Genomic DNA, 15,719 nt, shown 5'->3' on the forward strand with positions numbered 1-15,719 from the left:
CGATGCCGTCCAGTTTTTTCCGCTGTGTGAGGAATAGCCGCTATGCCGGAATTCGTGTACTCCGATCTGCTCCCGCTGGGAGAGGACACCACTCCCTACCGTCTGGTGACCTCCGAGGGCGTCTCCACCTTCGAGGCGGACGGACGGACCTTCCTCAAGGTGGAGCCGGAGGCCCTGCGCAGGCTCGCCGCCGAGGCGATGCACGACATCTCCCACTATCTGCGGCCCGCGCACCTGGCCCAGCTGCGGCGGATCGTGGACGACCCGGAGGCGTCGTCCAACGACAAGTTCGTCGCCCTCGACCTGCTCAAGAACGCCAATATCGCCGCCGCGGGCGTCCTGCCCATGTGCCAGGACACCGGTACGGCGATCGTGATGGGCAAGCGGGGCCAGAACGTCCTCACCCCGGGCCGCGACGAGGAGGCCCTGTCGCGGGGCGTCTACGACGCGTACACCAAGCTCAATCTCCGGTACTCCCAGATGGCCCCGCTGACCATGTGGGAGGAGAAGAACACCGGCTCCAACCTGCCCGCGCAGATCGAGCTGTACGCCACCGACGGCGGCGCCTACAAGTTCCTCTTCATGGCCAAGGGCGGCGGCTCGGCCAACAAGTCGTTCCTCTACCAGGAGACCAAGGCGGTCCTCAACGAGACCGCGATGATGCGGTTCCTGGAGGAGAAGATCCGCTCCCTGGGCACGGCCGCGTGTCCCCCGTACCACCTGGCGATCGTCGTCGGCGGCACCTCGGCCGAGTACGCGCTGAAGACCGCCAAGTACGCCTCCGCCCACTACCTGGACGAGCTGCCGACCGAGGGTTCCCCGACCGGCCACGGCTTCCGGGACCAGGAGCTGGAGCAGAAGGTCTTCGAGCTGACCCAGCGGATCGGGATCGGCGCTCAGTTCGGCGGCAAGTACTTCTGCCACGACGTACGCGTGGTCCGGCTGCCCCGGCACGGCGCCTCCCTGCCGGTCGCCATCGCCGTCTCCTGCTCCGCCGACCGGCAGGCGGTCGCCAAGATCACCGCCGAGGGCGTCTTCCTGGAGCAGCTGGAGACCGACCCGGCGCGCTTCCTGCCCGACACCACGCACGAGCAGCTCGACGACGGCGGCGACGTGGTCCGGATCGACCTCAACCGGCCCATGGACGAGGTCCTGGCCGAGCTGACCAAGTACCCGGTCAAGACCCGGCTCTCGCTCACCGGACCGCTGGTCGTGGCGCGCGACATCGCCCACGCCAAGATCAAGGAGCGGCTGGACGCGGGCGAGGAGATGCCGTCGTACCTGAAGGACCACCCGGTCTACTACGCGGGCCCCGCGAAGACCCCCGAGGGGTACGCCTCCGGCTCCTTCGGGCCCACCACGGCGGGCCGGATGGACTCCTATGTGGAGCAGTTCCAGGCGGCGGGCGGCTCCAAGGTGATGCTGGCCAAGGGCAACCGGAGCAAGCAGGTCACCGACGCCTGCGGGGCGCACGGCGGCTTCTACCTCGGCTCCATCGGCGGCCCCGCGGCCCGGCTCGCCCAGGACTGCATCAAGAAGGTCGAGGTCGTGGAGTACGAGGAGCTGGGCATGGAGGCGGTCTGGCGGATCGAGGTGGAGGACTTCCCGGCGTTCGTCGTGGTCGACGACAAGGGGAACGACTTCTTCACCGAGCCCGCGCCCGCGCCGACGTTCAGCTCGATCCCGGTCCGGGGCCCCGGCCTGGGCTGAGGCCGCTGCGCAGACCCGCGGCGGTACGACCCCGAGCGCCGGTGGCCGCCCCGTCCCCGGAGGCGGCCACCGGCGCGGGGGCGCGTCAGCCGAACCGCTGGTTCGCCGCGCCCGTGCAGGGACGCAGCCGCAGCGGCGCGCGGGACGCCTCATGGGTGGCGCAGAGCGACGGCGCCGCCGACGGGCGCAGGGTGCCGTCCGAGGAGCTGGTGAAGCGCTGGTTGACGGCGCCGGAGCAGTTCCAGACGATCAGTTCGGCGCCGGTACGATAATCGGCTCCGGGCACGTCCAGGCAGCGGTCCTGGGTGAGTTCGGTATGGACGGAGCCCGCGGCCGGATCCTGCCACCAGCCCTGGTTGCGGCCGTCGTGGCACTCCCAGCCGACTGTCCTGGTCCCGTTGCGGGTCACCGACGCCTCGACGTCGGCGCACTCACCGGTGGCCTGGTTCCGCAGCGGCTTGAAGACATCGTCCCAGGCGAGCGGGCGCAGTACGGGCCTGCCGTCGGAGTTGGACTCGGCGCAGCCGCCCTCCCGGACGCCGGAGCCGTAGATCTGGGTCAGACAGGCGGCGAAGGCGGCGTGGCCCCGGGCGTTGGGGTGGAAGGACTGCCGGGCCGTGTTCTCGTCCGGCGGGACCGGGTTGGAGAGCTCCAGGTGGAGGCCGCGGGCCCAGGTGTCCTCCGCGCAGACCTCGTGGCCGTGGAAGAGGCGCGAGTTGTCGAGATAGGTCGCGCCGGTCGTCCGGGCGGCCTGGCGGATGCCCTTCTCGAAGGCCGGTACGGCGGTGTTCCGGGCCCAGACCGTGTCGGCGTCGTACCCCATCCCGCCGCAGATCAGCTTGCCGGGGAACTTGGGGTTGTCCCGGAAGTCGGGTCCTATGGGGCCGGGGTAGCCCATCACGACCAGCTTGTAGTCGGTGTCCGCGTACCCTGCGCCGCGCATCACGGTCCGCAGGTCCCGGACGGTCGCCTCCACCTTGGGCACCAGGGCGTCCACCCGGGCCTGCCAGCCGGGGTCGTACTTGGGCGCGCACGGGCCCTGGAGGGTGACGTACCGGACCACGCAGTCCGTCATCACCGGGCCGAACTGGAGATCGTCGTTGGCCCCGGCGACCAGCAGCACCATCTTGATCCGGGTATTGCGGGCCTTGATGGCCAGATTGTCGCTCTGGACCAGCTCGTCGGCGTACTGCTTCCGGCCGCCGATCCGGATATTGCCGGTGTAGGCGCCGGAGCAGGCGACGTTGAAGGTGACGTCGGCGGGGATGCCGGTGCGGTGGATGGCCGCGTCGGACGAGCGGTGGCACCAGTTGGAGGGGCCGTCGGTGCCGGGCTCGTAGGGCGTGCCGACGCCCTCGCCGGAGATCTCGCTGTCGCCGAGGGAGATCAGCCCGGTCCTGCGGTCGGCGAGCGGGCGTTCCCCGGGGCTGCCGTAGAGCTTCACGGCCTCGGCGGCGCGGATGGTCTCCAGCTCGGGCGGGAGCGGTACGGACGCGACCGCCGCCGGTGCGACGGCAGCCGTGGCCGTCGGGGCTCGGGTACGTCCCTGGTCCGCTCCGGCGCTCGGCGCGCTCAGACCGACGAGTCCGGCCGCGACCGCGGCGACGGCGGCGATCCCGGTACGGAGTCTCCGCTGGACGGTGCGTTTTCCGTTGGTCATGTGCGCCTCCCCGGCTCTTGGGTTACCCCGGGTTCTACTGGCTGGTAGCGCGCAGGGGAATAGCCGGAACCAGACAAGTGCTCACCTTTTCAGGAGCCTTGCAGCAGCCATCAGGAGGTACACAGCCCATGTCCGTATCGGAATCCGGCGTATCCCACGGCACGGGCGGCCCCGGCGGCGGTCCGGCCGGCGACGGCGGGCGGTACCGCGTCGAACACGACTCGATGGGCGAGGTCCGGGTCCCCGCAGACGCCAAGTGGCGGGCCCAGACCCAGCGGGCCGTGGAGAACTTCCCGGTCTCGGGGCAGCGGCTCGAACGCTCCCATATCGCGGCGCTGGCCCGGATCAAGGCGGCGGCGGCGACGGTCAACGCCCGGCTGGGCGTGCTGGACGGGGACGTCGCGGCGGCGATCGCGGCGGCGGCGGACGAGGTCGCGGCCGGCCGGTGGGACGACCAGTTCCCGGTGGACGTCTTCCAGACCGGCTCCGGCACGTCGTCCAATATGAATATGAACGAGGTGCTGGCGACCCTCGCGGAGGAGCGGCTGGGACGGCCGGTCCACCCCAATGACCAGGTCAACGCCTCCCAGTCGTCCAATGACGTCTTCCCGTCCTCCATCCATATCGCCGCCACGGCCGCGGTCACCGGGGAACTCGTACCGGCGCTGGAGCATCTCGCGGGCGCGCTGGAGCGCAAGGCGGCCGAGTTCGCGCCGGTGGTGAAGTCCGGCCGGACCCATCTGATGGACGCCACACCGGTCACCCTCGGGCAGGAGTTCGGCGGCTACGCGGCCCAGGTGCGCTACGGCGTGGAGCGGCTGCGGGCCGCGCTCCCCCGCCTCGCCGAGCTGCCGCTGGGCGGTACGGCGGTGGGCACCGGCATCAACACCCCGCCCGGCTTCCCGGCCGCGGTGATCGCGGAGGTAGCGGCGGCGACCGGGCTGCCGCTCACCGAGGCCCGGGACCATTTCGAGGCGCAGGGCGCGCGGGACGGACTGGTCGAGACGTCCGGGCAGCTGCGGACGATCGCGGTCTCCCTCACGAAGATCGCCAACGATCTGCGCTGGATGGCGAGCGGGCCCAGGACGGGGCTGGCCGAGATCAATCTGCCCGACCTCCAGCCCGGCTCCTCGATCATGCCGGGGAAGGTCAACCCGGTCGTCCCGGAGGCGGTCCTCATGGTCGCCGCGCAGGTCACCGGCAACGACACCACGGTGGCCGTGGCCGGGGCGGCAGGGAACTTCGAGCTGAACGTGATGCTGCCGGTGATGGCGAAGAACCTGCTGGAGTCGGTCCGGCTGCTGGCGGCGGCGTCCCGGCTGCTGGCCGACCGCACGGTCGACGGCGTGACCGCGAACGAGGAGCGGGCCCGGGAGTACGCGGAGTCGTCGCCGTCGGTGGTGACACCGCTGAACAAGTACATCGGGTACGAGGAGGCCGCGAAGGTCGCCAAGCGGTCGCTGGCGGAGCGGAAGACGATCCGCGAGGTGGTGCTGGAGTCGGGCTATGTGGACCGGGGCGATCTGACCCTGGAGCAGCTGGACGAGGCGCTGGACGTCCTCCGTATGACCAGGCCGTGATGTCCCGGGCGCGGGCGGTGGAGGCGGGTGCCGCCTCGGGTGCCTTGCCGGACGCGGCCCCGACGGTGGCTCGTCGCGCCCCCGCGCCCCCGAAGCCCTTCCGGGGCCCGGCCGGGCGGGAGCGGCCCAGGGGCGCCGGGGGTCCCCCGTTGCCGAAGGCATAGGGGCGCGGGGAACTGCGCGAGCAACCCGCGACCGGGCGCGGTCGGCACTCCGCGCGAGGGCCCACGGCGGGATGCCGTTCCTCGGCAAAGGCGGCGGAACGCGCTGCCGCGAACACTAAAATCCCGTCATGAGTGGCATCGAGCAGCAGACGGAGGCAGAACCGGCGCGGCGGTGGCGGGCGGGGGAGCACATCCTCTGGCGGTACCGGGATCACGGCGGACCGGGCAGACCCGACGGTGATCCCGGGTTCGCGATCTGCCGTCCGGTGACCGTCGTCCGGGACTCCCCCGACCTGCTGGCGGTCTGGCTGGCGCCGGATACCGAGTGCGTGCGTCCGGCGCTGGTCGCGGACGGCTCCCCGCTGCACGAGCAGCCGCTGGCCACCCGCTACACCGCGCCGCGTACCGCCGTACGGGACCGCTGGCGGGGCGCCGGGGTGCTGAAACTGGCCCGGCCCGGTGATCCCTGGTCGGTCTGGCTGTTCTGGGACGAGGACTGGGTCTTCCGGAGCTGGTACGTCAATCTGGAGGAGCCGCGTACCCGGTGGAGTGAGGGAATCGATTCCGAGGATCACTTTCTGGACATCTCGGTATTCCCGGACCGTAGTTGGCTCTGGCGGGACGAGGACGAGTTCGCCGAGGCCCAGCGCGCGGGGCTGATGGGGGCGGAGAAGGCCGATCGGGTGCGCCGGGCGGGCCGGGCCGCGGTGGCCGCGCTGAGCGCCTGGGAGGCGCCCTTCTCGGACGGCTGGGAACACTGGCGGCCCGACCCTTCGTGGGAGGTGCCGGGGCTGCCCGCGAGCTGGGGGCGCACGCCCGCGCGCGCGGCCCTCTGAGCGCGGCACCCCACGGCCCGCGCGCCCGGGAGACCTCCGAGCACCGGAGACCATGACCGGCGCTCCCGTCAAAGCGGCGCGCGGGGCGGAGCCCGTACCGAAAGAGGGACAAAAACCGCCGCGACGGAGCAGATGTGCGACTTCTTGCCCAGATGTGACCGAGATCGCGTCCTCAATCTGTCCGACTCCGGTCCGAGAACGTACTCCGGCGTGAAGGACGTCGTGAGACTCTTGATGCACCCCCAGGGGGCAAACGTAGGATCGTCGTCCACAAGGCTCGCCGTTCGGGGACTGTTCGGTAACCATGGAGCTCAGCGCAGGACCTGACCGTGAGTCATCGGCAGGCCGGCGGCCGGCCGACGCGGCGGGCGCCGTCCGCCGGTTCAGCAGCACCATGTCGTCACACGCAGCACACTCAGCACACGCATCACGAGACAGGTCACTACGAGGGGGTGGAGCCGTGCGGCAGGTCTGGCACCTCGTCGGCGTCGCCCGCGGAGCGGACGTACGGCCCCCCGGGGCGTATGTACCGCCCACCCGGCCCAGATGGACGGAAGCCCACGCGTGACGGAGCAGCCCACCTCCCATGAAGGCCGACAGCCGCTGGCTGCCCGGTCGCAGGAACGCACCCGGCCGCGCACCGAGGCGGCCGGCGGCGCGGCGGTCTCCGCCGCGCTCTCCTCACCCGTCCCGGCGCCGAACGGCCCGGTCGGCGGGGGTGTGCCGCATCCTCCCGGCGGTCCGGCGACCGCTCCGGGCGGACCCGGCTCGCCCGGTGGCCCCGGCGGTCCCGGAGTGCCCCCCGGTACGCCCGATCCGGCCGGAGCCGCCCGGCGCGAGGGCGACCGGCTGCGTTTCGTGGGCGCGGCGACCCGCCGGATCGCCCGCGGTATAGACCTGGACGAGATCGTGCTGGGCCTCTGCCGGGCCACGGTGCCGACGTTCTCCGACGCGATCCTGGTCTATCTGCGCGATCCGCTGCCGGTCGGCGACGAGCGCCCGGTCTCCCCGTTCGTCCTCCGGCTCCGCCGCACGGACCGGCTGCGTTTAGCTGAGGACGGTGCCGATTTCGGTGGTACGGGCCTGCTGCCCGTCATCGATCAGCACAACGAACTCACCCCCGCGGCCGAGCACTGCGAGGTCCGCTCCGGCGGCGCGCTCTCGGAGGTGCTGCGCGGGGTCCGGCCCGTCTTCGGCGACTCGGCGGCGGCCCGCGCCGCGCTGCCCGAACTGCTGGGCGCGGACCGTACGGTGCCCAACGGCCACCGGGCGATCCTGGCCCCGCTGCGCGGGCGGCGCCGGGTGATCGGTGCCGCGGTCTTCCTGCGCCGTCCGGACCGGCCCGCCTTCGAGACCAACGATCTGCTGGTCGCCGCCCAGCTCGCCACGCATACGGCGCTGGGCATCGACAAGGCGGTGCTGTACGGCCGGGAGGCGTATATCGCGGACGAGTTGCAGCGGACCATGCTGCCGGACTCCCTGCCGCAGCCGACCGGGGTCAAGCTGGCCTCGCGCTATCTGCCCGCGGCCGAGACGGCCCGGGTCGGCGGCGACTGGTACGACGCGATCCCGCTCCCCGGCAGCCGGGTCGCGCTCGTCGTCGGTGACGTCATGGGCCACTCCATGACCTCGGCCGCGATCATGGGCCAGCTGCGGACCACGGCCCAGACGCTGGCCGGGCTGGACCTGCCGCCGCAGGAGGTCCTGCACCATCTCGACGAGCAGGCCCAGCGGCTCGGTACCGACCGGATGGCCACCTGCATGTACGCGGTGTACGACCCGGTCTCGCACCGGATCACCATCGCCAACGCGGGCCACCCGCCGCCCATCCTGCTCCATCTGGGCGGCCGGGCCGAGGTGCTCCGGGTGCCCTCCGGCGCGCCGATCGGCGTCGGCGGGGTCGACTTCGAGGCGGTGGAGCTGGACGCCCCGGCCGGGGCCACCCTGCTGCTCTACACCGACGGCCTGGTGGAGTCCCGGCTGCGGGACGTCTGGACCGGGATCGAACAGCTGCGGGAGCGGCTGCACGCCACCGCGCAGCTCACCGGCTCGGACCACGCCCCGCCGCTGGAGGCGCTCTGCGACGACGTCCTCGACATGCTGGGCCCCGGTGACCGGGACGACGACATCGCCCTGCTCGCGGCCCGTTTCGACGGGATCGCGCCCAGTGACGTCGCCTACTGGTTCCTCGAACCGGAGGACGCCGCCCCGGGCCGGGCCCGCCGGCTGGCCCGGCGGGCGCTGACCCGCTGGGGCCTGGAGGAGCTGTCGGACTCGGTGGAGCTGCTGGTCAGTGAGGTGGTGACCAACGCGGTCCGGTACGCGGAGCGCCCGGTCACCCTGCGGCTGCTGCGGACCGACGTACTGCGCTGCGAGGTCGGCGACGACTCGCCGCAGCTGCCCAGGCAGCGCAAGGCGCGGGACACCGACGAGGGCGGCCGCGGGCTGTTCCTGGTGAACCGGCTGGCCAGGCGGTGGGGAGCGACCCGGCTCTCCAGCGGCAAGGTGGTCTGGTTCGAGCTGCCGACCCGGTCGTAAGGGCTCCGGCCGTCAGGGGCCCGGGGACCGGTCTCCGGGGCCGGGTCTCCGAGTCCGGGCGGACAGGTCATGAGCATGTGTGACGGTGGGTGACGCTCCCGCCCGGGTTCGCCCGGGCGGGGGTACCGGGGCGGCGACCGGTTGCCGACATGGTGTCGGCGGCGTGTACTGGGGTACACGGCGGCCGTAGCGACCCAGCCATGCCTCCCGACGGGAGTACGCTCGTGACCGAAACCCCCTACACCACCAACAACGTCGGCATTCCGGTGGAGAGCGACGAGCACTCCCTCTCCGTCGGCCCCGACGGCCCGGTCCTGCTCCAGGACCACTATCTGATCGAGAAGATGGCCCAGTTCAACCGGGAACGGGTCCCCGAGCGGGTGGTGCACGCCAAGGGCTCGGGCGCGTACGGCTTCTTCGAGGTGACGAACGACGTCAGCCAGTACACCAAGGCCGACCTCTTCCAGCCCGGGAAGCGCACCGAGATGCTGGCCCGGTTCTCCACCGTCGCCGGTGAGCTGGGGTCGCCCGACACCTGGCGCGACCCGCGCGGCTTCGCGTTGAAGTTCTACACCGAGCACGGCAACTACGACATGGTCGGCAACAACACGCCGGTCTTCTTCGTCCGGGACGCGCAGAAGTTCCAGGACTTCATCCGCTCGCAGAAGCGCCATCCGGCGACCGGACTCCGCAACAACGACATGCAGTGGGACTTCTGGACCCTCTCACCGGAATCGGCCCACCAGGTGACCTGGCTGATGGGCGACCGCGGCGTACCGAAGTCGTACCGGCATATGAACGGCTACAGCTCCCACACCTATATGTGGGTCAACGGCGGTGGCGAACGGTTCTGGGTGAAGTACCACTTCAAGACCGACCAGGGGGTGGATTTCCTCACCCAGGCCGAGGCGGACGAACTGGCCGGACACGACGCGGACCGGCACCGCCGGGATCTGTACGAGTCGATCGAGTCCGGGAACGCCCCGAGCTGGACGCTCCATATGCAGATCATGCCGTTCGACGACGCGCCGGACTACCGCTTCAACCCCTTCGATCTGACGAAGGTGTGGCCGCACGGCGACTATCCGCTGATCGAGGTCGGCCGGATGGTGCTGGACCGCAATCCGGAGGACTACTTCATCCATATCGAGCAGGCCGCGTTCGAGCCGTCGAACCTGGTCCCCGGGATCGGTCCGTCGCCGGACAAGATGCTGCTCGGGCGGTTGTTCTCCTATCCGGACACCCACCGCTACCGGATCGGCCCCAACTACACCCAGCTCCCGCCGAACCGGGCGCGGTCGGCGGTCAACTCGTACGCCAAGGACGGCCCGATGCGGTACGAGCCCGCCCGGACGGCCCGGCCGTACGCGCCCAACTCCTACGGCGGGCCCGCGGCGGACACCGACCGGTTCGGGGAGATCGCGGGCTGGGCGAGCGCCGGGGAGATGGTCCGGGAGGCGTACTCCCCGCACCGGGACGACGACGACTGGGGCCAGCCCGGCACGCTGGTCCGGGACGTGCTGGACGACGCGGCCCGGGACCGGCTGGTGTCGAACATCGCCGGGCATCTCCTCCAGGGCGTCTCCCGGCCGGTGCTGGAGCGGGCCTTCCAGTACTGGCGGAATGTCGACGCCAAGCTGGGCGACCGGGTCGCCGAGGCGGTCAACAACGCCTGATCCGTCGTACGAACGGGCGCACCCGGCGAGGGTGCGCCCGTTCGTACGGCAAACGACGCCGGGTCCTGGGCCGTGTCGTCAAAACAGCGCCGTCCGCCCGCAGGGCGGGGCCCGCGGTGTCCGGTGTGTGCGATGCGCGACTGGTATCCGGTTCGGCGCCCGATACGACAGCGGTGCCCGCGGTCCTCGTCGAGAGGGCCGCGGGCACCGTGTCGTACGACCCGCCGGGTCAGGAGTTCGGCGGTCTGATCGGGCGGGAGCCGGGTTCACCGGGGTTGGGCGGCTGTCCCCCCGGACCGCCGGGGCCGCCGGGTTCACCGGGGCCGCCCGGTTCGCCCGGTCCCTGGATGTCGCTCGGCGACGGCGACGGGGTGGTCGGCCGGGTGCTCGGCGACGGCGAGGGGCCCGGATCGGCCGGCGACTCGGACGTACGGGACGGGGCCGGGGCCGGCTCCTCGGCCGACCGCTCGGCGCTGGGCCTCGGGGAGGGCTCGCCGCTGTCGGAGGGCGCCGGGGAGGGCTCGCCGCGCGCCGGGTCCTCGACCTCCAGGTCGAACCGCTCCCGGGCCTCTGCGGCGCTCAGCGCCTCGGCGGTGTACGCCTTCCAGATCTTGGCCGGAACGCCGCCGCCGTTGGCGCGGCCGGGGTTGATGGCATTGGTCAGGGTCTCCTGGCCGGTGCCGTCGGGCCGCTCGCCGAACAGGCCGACGGCGGTCACCAGGTTCGGGGTGTAGCCGACGAACCAGGCCGAGCGGTTGTTCTCGGAGGTGCCGGTCTTGCCCGCCGCGTCGTACGAGCCCTGGGCGCGGCGGCCCGAGCCGTCCTGGACGACGCCCTCCATGGCGGCGGTGACCGTGTCGGCCGCGCCGCGCGAGAGCACCCGGTCGCCGATCGGGTCCTTCAGCTCGGCCTTGCGGGCCCGGTGCTCGGCGGAGGCGACGATGGAGGGGGTGACCTTCACACCGTGGTTGTCGAGGGTGGCGTAGGCCCCGGCCATGTCCCAGGTGGAGGCGAGCATGGTGCCCAGGGAGACGGCGGGCGCGACGGGGAAGTCCTCGCCGTCGCGGATCCCGAGGTCGAGGGCCAGCTCCTTGGTCTTCGCCGGGCTGACGTCCACGATCATCTGGGCGTAGACCGAGTTCACCGAGTGGTTGGTGGCCTTCTGGACGGTGATCCGCTCGCCCCAGTTCCGGTTGTCCTCGTTCTGCGGGTTGAACGGGATGTCACTGCCGACGACGGGGCGCTTGCTGGTGCCGTCGTAGATCGCGTTCAGCCCGATGGGCTCACCGGCGCGGGTGGTGGCCTCGTTCTCCAGGGCGGCGGCGAGGACGAGGGGCTTGAAGGTGGAGGCGGGCTGGTAGTCGCGGCGGGTGGCGTTGGAGAGCCAGTGCTCGGTGGCCCCGACACCGCCGTAGAGGGCGACGACCTTGCCGGTCTTCGGGTCGACGGAGGTGGCCCCGGCCTGCACGGTGGCGGCCCGCTTGTTCTTCTCGCGGTCCAGCTTGGACTCCAGCTCCTTCTCGACCGCGGCCTCCAGGTCCTTCTGCTTGGCCCGGTCGATGTTGAGGGTGATCGTCCAGCCGCCGGCCTCGATGTCCTCCTCGTCGACGCCCTGGCGGGCGAGTTCGGCGTTGGCCGCCTCGACGAGATAGCCGGTCTGGCCCTCCATCCCGGGGGCGGCCTTGGGGGCCTTGGGCACCTGGAACTTCTGGGCGTCCCGGACGGACTTGTCGAGCTTGCCCATCTCGACCATGTTGTCGAGGACGTACCCCCACCGTTCGGTGGCGAGCTTCTTGCCGGTCTCCGAGGCGAGCGCCCAGTCGTACTGGTTGGGGGCCTGGAGCAGGGCGGCGAGATAGGCGGCCTGGGAGACGTTCAGCTCCGAGGCGTCGACCCGGTAGTACGCCTGCGCCGCGGCCTGGATGCCGTAGGCGCCGCGCCCGAAGTAGCTGGTGTTGACGTACCCGGCGAGGATGTCGTCCTTGGACTTCTCCCGGTCGACCTTGAGGGCGATCACCAGCTCCTTGAGCTTCCGGCTGACCGTCTGCTCCTGGCTGAGGTAGTAGTTCTTGACGTACTGCTGGGTGATGGTCGAGCCACCCTGCTTGCCCTTGCCGGAGATCGTGTTCAGCACACCGCGCGCGGTGCCCTTGAAGTCGATACCGCTGTCCTTGTAGAAGCCCTTGTTCTCGGCGGCGACGAAGGTGAAGCGGACGTCCTGCGGGAGCTGGTCCAGCTCGATGATCTCGCGGTTGATCTCACCGGTACGGGCGAGGACTGTGCCGTCGCTGTACTTGTAGACATTGGACTCCATCTCGGCCTGCGCGTTGGCGGCCGGGACGGGGGTGATCATATAGATCACCGCGAAGGCGCCGATCCCGAGGACGACCAGACCGAGGAAGGCGCCCAGCGTCTTCTTCCAGGTGAAGAGGCGGCGTATGCCCGTACGCCCGCTCTTCCCGCCCCGGCGCGTGCCGCGCTGGCGGGCCCGCCGTTCCTCCGCTCGGCCCATGGCTCGTCCGCTCCGCTTCCTCTTCCGCACCGGAGTTCTCCGCCGTCCCCGGCGGTCCGGGGGCCGGGAGGGGGCCGGGTGGCCCGGTCCGGTCCCGCCACCGTTCGACCGGAGGCGGCTCAGAAAACTAACACCGTTCGACCCGAAAAAATCTGACTGATCCGATCATTTCGGACGTGAGAATCAGCACCCCACGCACAGGATCGACGTTCGAGAGAGGCGGATAGTTGCCGGATGGATTAATGTGTAATCACATTGCTAGCAGTGGTTCGCCGCCGGAAGGGCGGACGGCCACCGGGTGACACAGGGGGGTTCGATGTCCCACGACATCGCGACGACGGACCGGCACGACAGACCGGAGCCGTCCGTACCGGCGGTACGGGAGTTCCCGGCCCGCAGCATCGCCGGCGGGCTCGCCCTGCTGCTGGGCACGGCCGGAGTCGTGGCCGGTGCCCTGCTGGTGGTCGCGGCGGCCCTGATGGAGTCGGTCGCCGCGCGGGCGACCCTGATCCCCCTGGGCATCGTGGTGGCGACCGCCGCCGCCGTCGCCATGGCGGGGCTGAACATGGTGGCGCCCGGTGAGGCCCGGGTCGTCCAGCTCTTCGGCCGCTACCGGGGCACGATCCGCACCGACGGACTGCGCTGGGTCAATCCGCTCACCTCCCGCGAGCGGATCTCCACCCGGGTCCGCAACCACGAGACCGCCGTCCTCAAGGTCAACGACGCCTACGGCAATCCGATCGAACTGGCCGCCGTGGTGGTCTGGCGGGTCGAGGACACCGCACAGGCGATGTTCGAGGTGGACGACTTCCTGGAGTTCGTCTCCACCCAGACCGAGGCGGCCGTCCGCCATATCGCCATCGAGTACCCGTACGACGCCCATGACGAGGACGGGCTCTCCCTCCGCGGCAACGCCGAGGAGATCACCGAGAAGCTCGGCCTCGAACTGCACGCCCGGGTCGAAGCCGCCGGGGTCCGGATCATCGAATCCCGGTTCACCCATCTCGCCTACGCCCCGGAGATCGCGTCCGCGATGCTCCAGCGCCAGCAGGCGGGCGCGGTCGTGGCCGCCCGGCGGCAGATCGTCGACGGCGCGGTCGGCATGGTCGAGGCGGCGCTGCACCGGCTGGCGGAGGACGATGTCGTCGATCTCGACCCGGAGCGGAAGGCGGCGATGGTCTCCAACCTGATGGTGGTGCTCTGCGGGGACCGCTCGGCGCAGCCGGTCATCAACACGGGCACGCTCTACCAGTGACACCGCCGCCCGCGCCACCACCACCGCCGCCCCCTCCGCCGCGTAAGCAGGTGCTGCTGCGGCTGGACCCCGCGGTGTACGAGGCACTCGCCCGCTGGGCCTCCGACGAACTGCGGAGCGCCAACGCGCAGATCGAGTTCCTGCTCCGCCGGGCCCTGGCGGAGCAGGGCAGACTGCCCGGCGATACGGCCCCGATCCGCAGACGGGGACGTCCGCCGAAGGCCGCGCCGGACGCGGACACCGGCGGCGACGGGGCCGGCGGGGCCGGCGACGGGACCGGCGACCAGGGCTGACGCTCCCGGCGGGGTGTCGTACGCGACGTCCGTTTACCGCCGGAACCGGCACCCCCGGTTCGCCAGGATCGGTCACATGAACCGAATCGATGGAAAAGCGGCACTGGTCACGGGCGGCGGACGGGGCATCGGCGCGGCCGTCGCCGTCCGGCTGGCCGAGCAGGGCGCCGATGTCGCGATCACCTACGCACGGGACGCCGGACGGGCCGCCGCCGTCGTGGCCCGGATCGAGGCCGCCGGGCGGCGGGCGCTCGCCGTCCGGGCCGACAGCGCCGACCCCGACGCGGTCCGGGCGGCGGTGGACCGCGCCGCGAAGGCCTTCGGACGGCTCGACATCCTGGTCAACAACGCCGCCGAATTCACGGTCGCGCCGCTGGAGGAGCTGACCGTGGAACAGATCGACCGCACCCTGAAGGTCAACGTCCGGGCTCCCCTGCTGGCGGCCAGGGCCGCACTGCCGCATATGTCCGACGGCGGACGGATCATCGGCATCGGCAGCAATGTCGCGGGCTATATCCCCTTCCCCGGCTTCTCCCTCTACTCCACCAGCAAAGCCGCGCTGATCGGCATGACGAAGGCGCTGGCGCGGGAAGTGGGCGACCGCGGCATCACGGTCAACGTCGTCCACCCCGGCGCGACGGACACCGACATGAACCCCGAGGACGGTCCGCTCGCGAAGACGATCCACGGCTATACGGCGGTCGGCCGGTACGCGCGGCCGGAGGAGATCGCGGCGATGGTGACGCACCTGGCGGGGCCGGAGGCGGCGTATGTGACGGGCGCGCAGATCGCGGTGGACGGCGGCTTCACGGCATAGCCGGAGCGCCGCATCACCCCGCGATGCCCCTTGCCCCGGGCGCCCTCGCCGCCGAAGCCGCGCCCCCACTTGAAGACCGGGTCGGCCCGGCGGCCTGATGTCGTCGGCGGCCCGCAGACCGTGCGTGGCTGGTCGCGCAGTTCCGCCCCCTATGCCTTCGGCAATGGGGGGACCCCCAGCGCCTTGGCCCTCCTGGGCGCCGTCCCGAACTACCCGGGTCTCGCCCGGCGACCGCTGCTTGTTCGCGGTCCGCAGCCCGCATGTGGCTTGTCGCGCAGTTCCCCGCGCCCCTGGTTGCCCTCCTCATCGCCCTCACGCAGAGGCGGGGGCCTTATTTTCAGGGCCGGTGCCGGGGAGAGCATTTAGGGGCGCGGGGAACTGCGCGAACAGCCACAGGCGGTCCGCAGACCGCCGACGACATCAGGCCGCCGGGCGAGACCCGGGTAGTTCCGGGCGATGCTCGGAGGGCCAAGGCGCTGGGGGTCGCCCACCCGGGTCTCCGTGGCGGGGTACCGCAGGGGGAGCGGCGGAGGCACGGGGGCCCGGAGGGGGTCGCGCCCGGTTCCCATGAGGGGGCCGGGCGGCCGACGGGCCTGCGGAACACCGTCTCGTCCATGATCACCCACAGTCTGGGTGCGTCGGGCTGGAGCAGCAGGGACTGCCGCTCCATCCGCAGCG

General features: G+C 71.6%; 10 protein-coding genes and 1 pseudogene. 8 read left to right on the forward strand and 3 right to left on the reverse strand.

The features are described 5' to 3' along the window. The first annotated feature begins 42 nt into the window (after positions 1-42). Positions 43-1,710 carry a fumarate hydratase gene (locus ABZ714_RS27455; RefSeq protein ID WP_358828023.1) on the forward strand — a complete coding sequence of 556 codons (1,668 nt, stop codon included), beginning with the start codon at positions 43-45 and terminating at the stop codon, positions 1,708-1,710. Between the two features lie 85 nt (positions 1,711-1,795). Here ABZ714_RS27455 and ABZ714_RS27460 read toward each other — a convergent pair whose 3' ends face one another. After that, on the reverse strand, positions 1,796-3,370 hold the full coding sequence (locus tag ABZ714_RS27460) for a ricin-type beta-trefoil lectin domain protein (RefSeq protein ID WP_358828024.1): 1,575 nt from the start codon (positions 3,368-3,370) through the stop codon (positions 1,796-1,798). Between the two features lie 128 nt (positions 3,371-3,498). Here ABZ714_RS27460 and ABZ714_RS27465 point away from each other — a divergent pair, with 128 nt between their 5' ends. From ABZ714_RS27465 to ABZ714_RS27480, 4 genes are all read left to right on the forward strand, one after another. Continuing rightward, entirely contained in the window at positions 3,499-4,950 is a 1,452-nt protein-coding gene (locus ABZ714_RS27465) for a class II fumarate hydratase (RefSeq protein ID WP_358828025.1), read from the forward strand. Positions 4,951-5,242: 292 nt separating this feature from the next. Further along, positions 5,243-5,950, forward strand: coding sequence for a DUF402 domain-containing protein (locus tag ABZ714_RS27470; RefSeq protein WP_358828026.1), 708 nt, complete (start codon positions 5,243-5,245; stop codon positions 5,948-5,950). 564 nt (positions 5,951-6,514) lie between these two features. After that, positions 6,515-8,488, forward strand: coding sequence for an ATP-binding SpoIIE family protein phosphatase (locus ABZ714_RS27475; protein ID WP_358828027.1), 1,974 nt, complete (start codon positions 6,515-6,517; stop codon positions 8,486-8,488). A gap of 224 nt (positions 8,489-8,712) precedes the next feature. Continuing rightward, positions 8,713-10,164 carry a catalase gene (locus tag ABZ714_RS27480; RefSeq protein WP_358828028.1) on the forward strand — a complete coding sequence of 484 codons (1,452 nt, stop codon included), beginning with the start codon at positions 8,713-8,715 and terminating at the stop codon, positions 10,162-10,164. A gap of 229 nt (positions 10,165-10,393) precedes the next feature. Here the strand turns inward: ABZ714_RS27480 and ABZ714_RS27485 are convergent, their stop codons facing one another. Then, positions 10,394-12,676: a transglycosylase domain-containing protein gene (locus tag ABZ714_RS27485; RefSeq protein ID WP_358828029.1), complete on the reverse strand. Its 2,283-nt coding sequence runs from the start codon at positions 12,674-12,676 to the stop codon at positions 10,394-10,396. Between the two features lie 316 nt (positions 12,677-12,992). On the opposite strand from ABZ714_RS27485, the gene ABZ714_RS27490 reads away from it, so the two are divergent. The 3 genes from ABZ714_RS27490 to ABZ714_RS27500 all read left to right on the forward strand — a co-directional run bounded on the left by ABZ714_RS27490 (position 12,993) and on the right by ABZ714_RS27500 (position 15,041). Then, on the forward strand, positions 12,993-13,931 hold the full coding sequence (locus ABZ714_RS27490) for an SPFH domain-containing protein (protein ID WP_358828030.1): 939 nt from the start codon (positions 12,993-12,995) through the stop codon (positions 13,929-13,931). Next, entirely contained in the window at positions 13,928-14,224 is a 297-nt protein-coding gene (locus ABZ714_RS27495; protein WP_358828031.1) for a hypothetical protein, read from the forward strand. The genes ABZ714_RS27490 and ABZ714_RS27495 overlap by 4 nt, the downstream gene beginning before the upstream one ends. 76 nt (positions 14,225-14,300) lie before the next feature. Beyond that, positions 14,301-15,041 carry an SDR family oxidoreductase gene (locus tag ABZ714_RS27500; protein ID WP_358828032.1) on the forward strand — a complete coding sequence of 247 codons (741 nt, stop codon included), beginning with the start codon at positions 14,301-14,303 and terminating at the stop codon, positions 15,039-15,041. Positions 15,042-15,618: 577 nt separating this feature from the next. Here ABZ714_RS27500 and ABZ714_RS27505 read toward each other — a convergent pair. Further along, positions 15,619-15,719: pseudogene (locus tag ABZ714_RS27505) on the reverse strand (Scr1 family TA system antitoxin-like transcriptional regulator); the annotation flags it as partial.

Source organism: Streptomyces sp. NPDC006798, from assembly GCF_040635975.1.
Taxonomy (GTDB): Bacteria; Actinomycetota; Actinomycetes; order Streptomycetales; family Streptomycetaceae; genus Streptomyces.

Excerpts from the sequence above, each read along its gene's own strand:
- ABZ714_RS27455 (WP_358828023.1), top strand. The coding sequence starts at position 43 with ATGCCGGAATTCGTGTACTCCGATCTGCTCCCGCTGGGAGAGGACACC.
- ABZ714_RS27460 (WP_358828024.1), bottom strand. The coding sequence starts at position 3,370 with ATGACCAACGGAAAACGCACCGTCCAGCGGAGACTCCGTACCGGGATC.
- ABZ714_RS27465 (WP_358828025.1), top strand. The coding sequence starts at position 3,499 with ATGTCCGTATCGGAATCCGGCGTATCCCACGGCACGGGCGGCCCCGGC.
- ABZ714_RS27470 (WP_358828026.1), top strand. The coding sequence starts at position 5,243 with ATGAGTGGCATCGAGCAGCAGACGGAGGCAGAACCGGCGCGGCGGTGG.
- ABZ714_RS27485 (WP_358828029.1), bottom strand. The coding sequence starts at position 12,676 with ATGGGCCGAGCGGAGGAACGGCGGGCCCGCCAGCGCGGCACGCGCCGG.
- ABZ714_RS27490 (WP_358828030.1), top strand. The coding sequence starts at position 12,993 with ATGTCCCACGACATCGCGACGACGGACCGGCACGACAGACCGGAGCCG.
- ABZ714_RS27500 (WP_358828032.1), top strand. The coding sequence starts at position 14,301 with ATGAACCGAATCGATGGAAAAGCGGCACTGGTCACGGGCGGCGGACGG.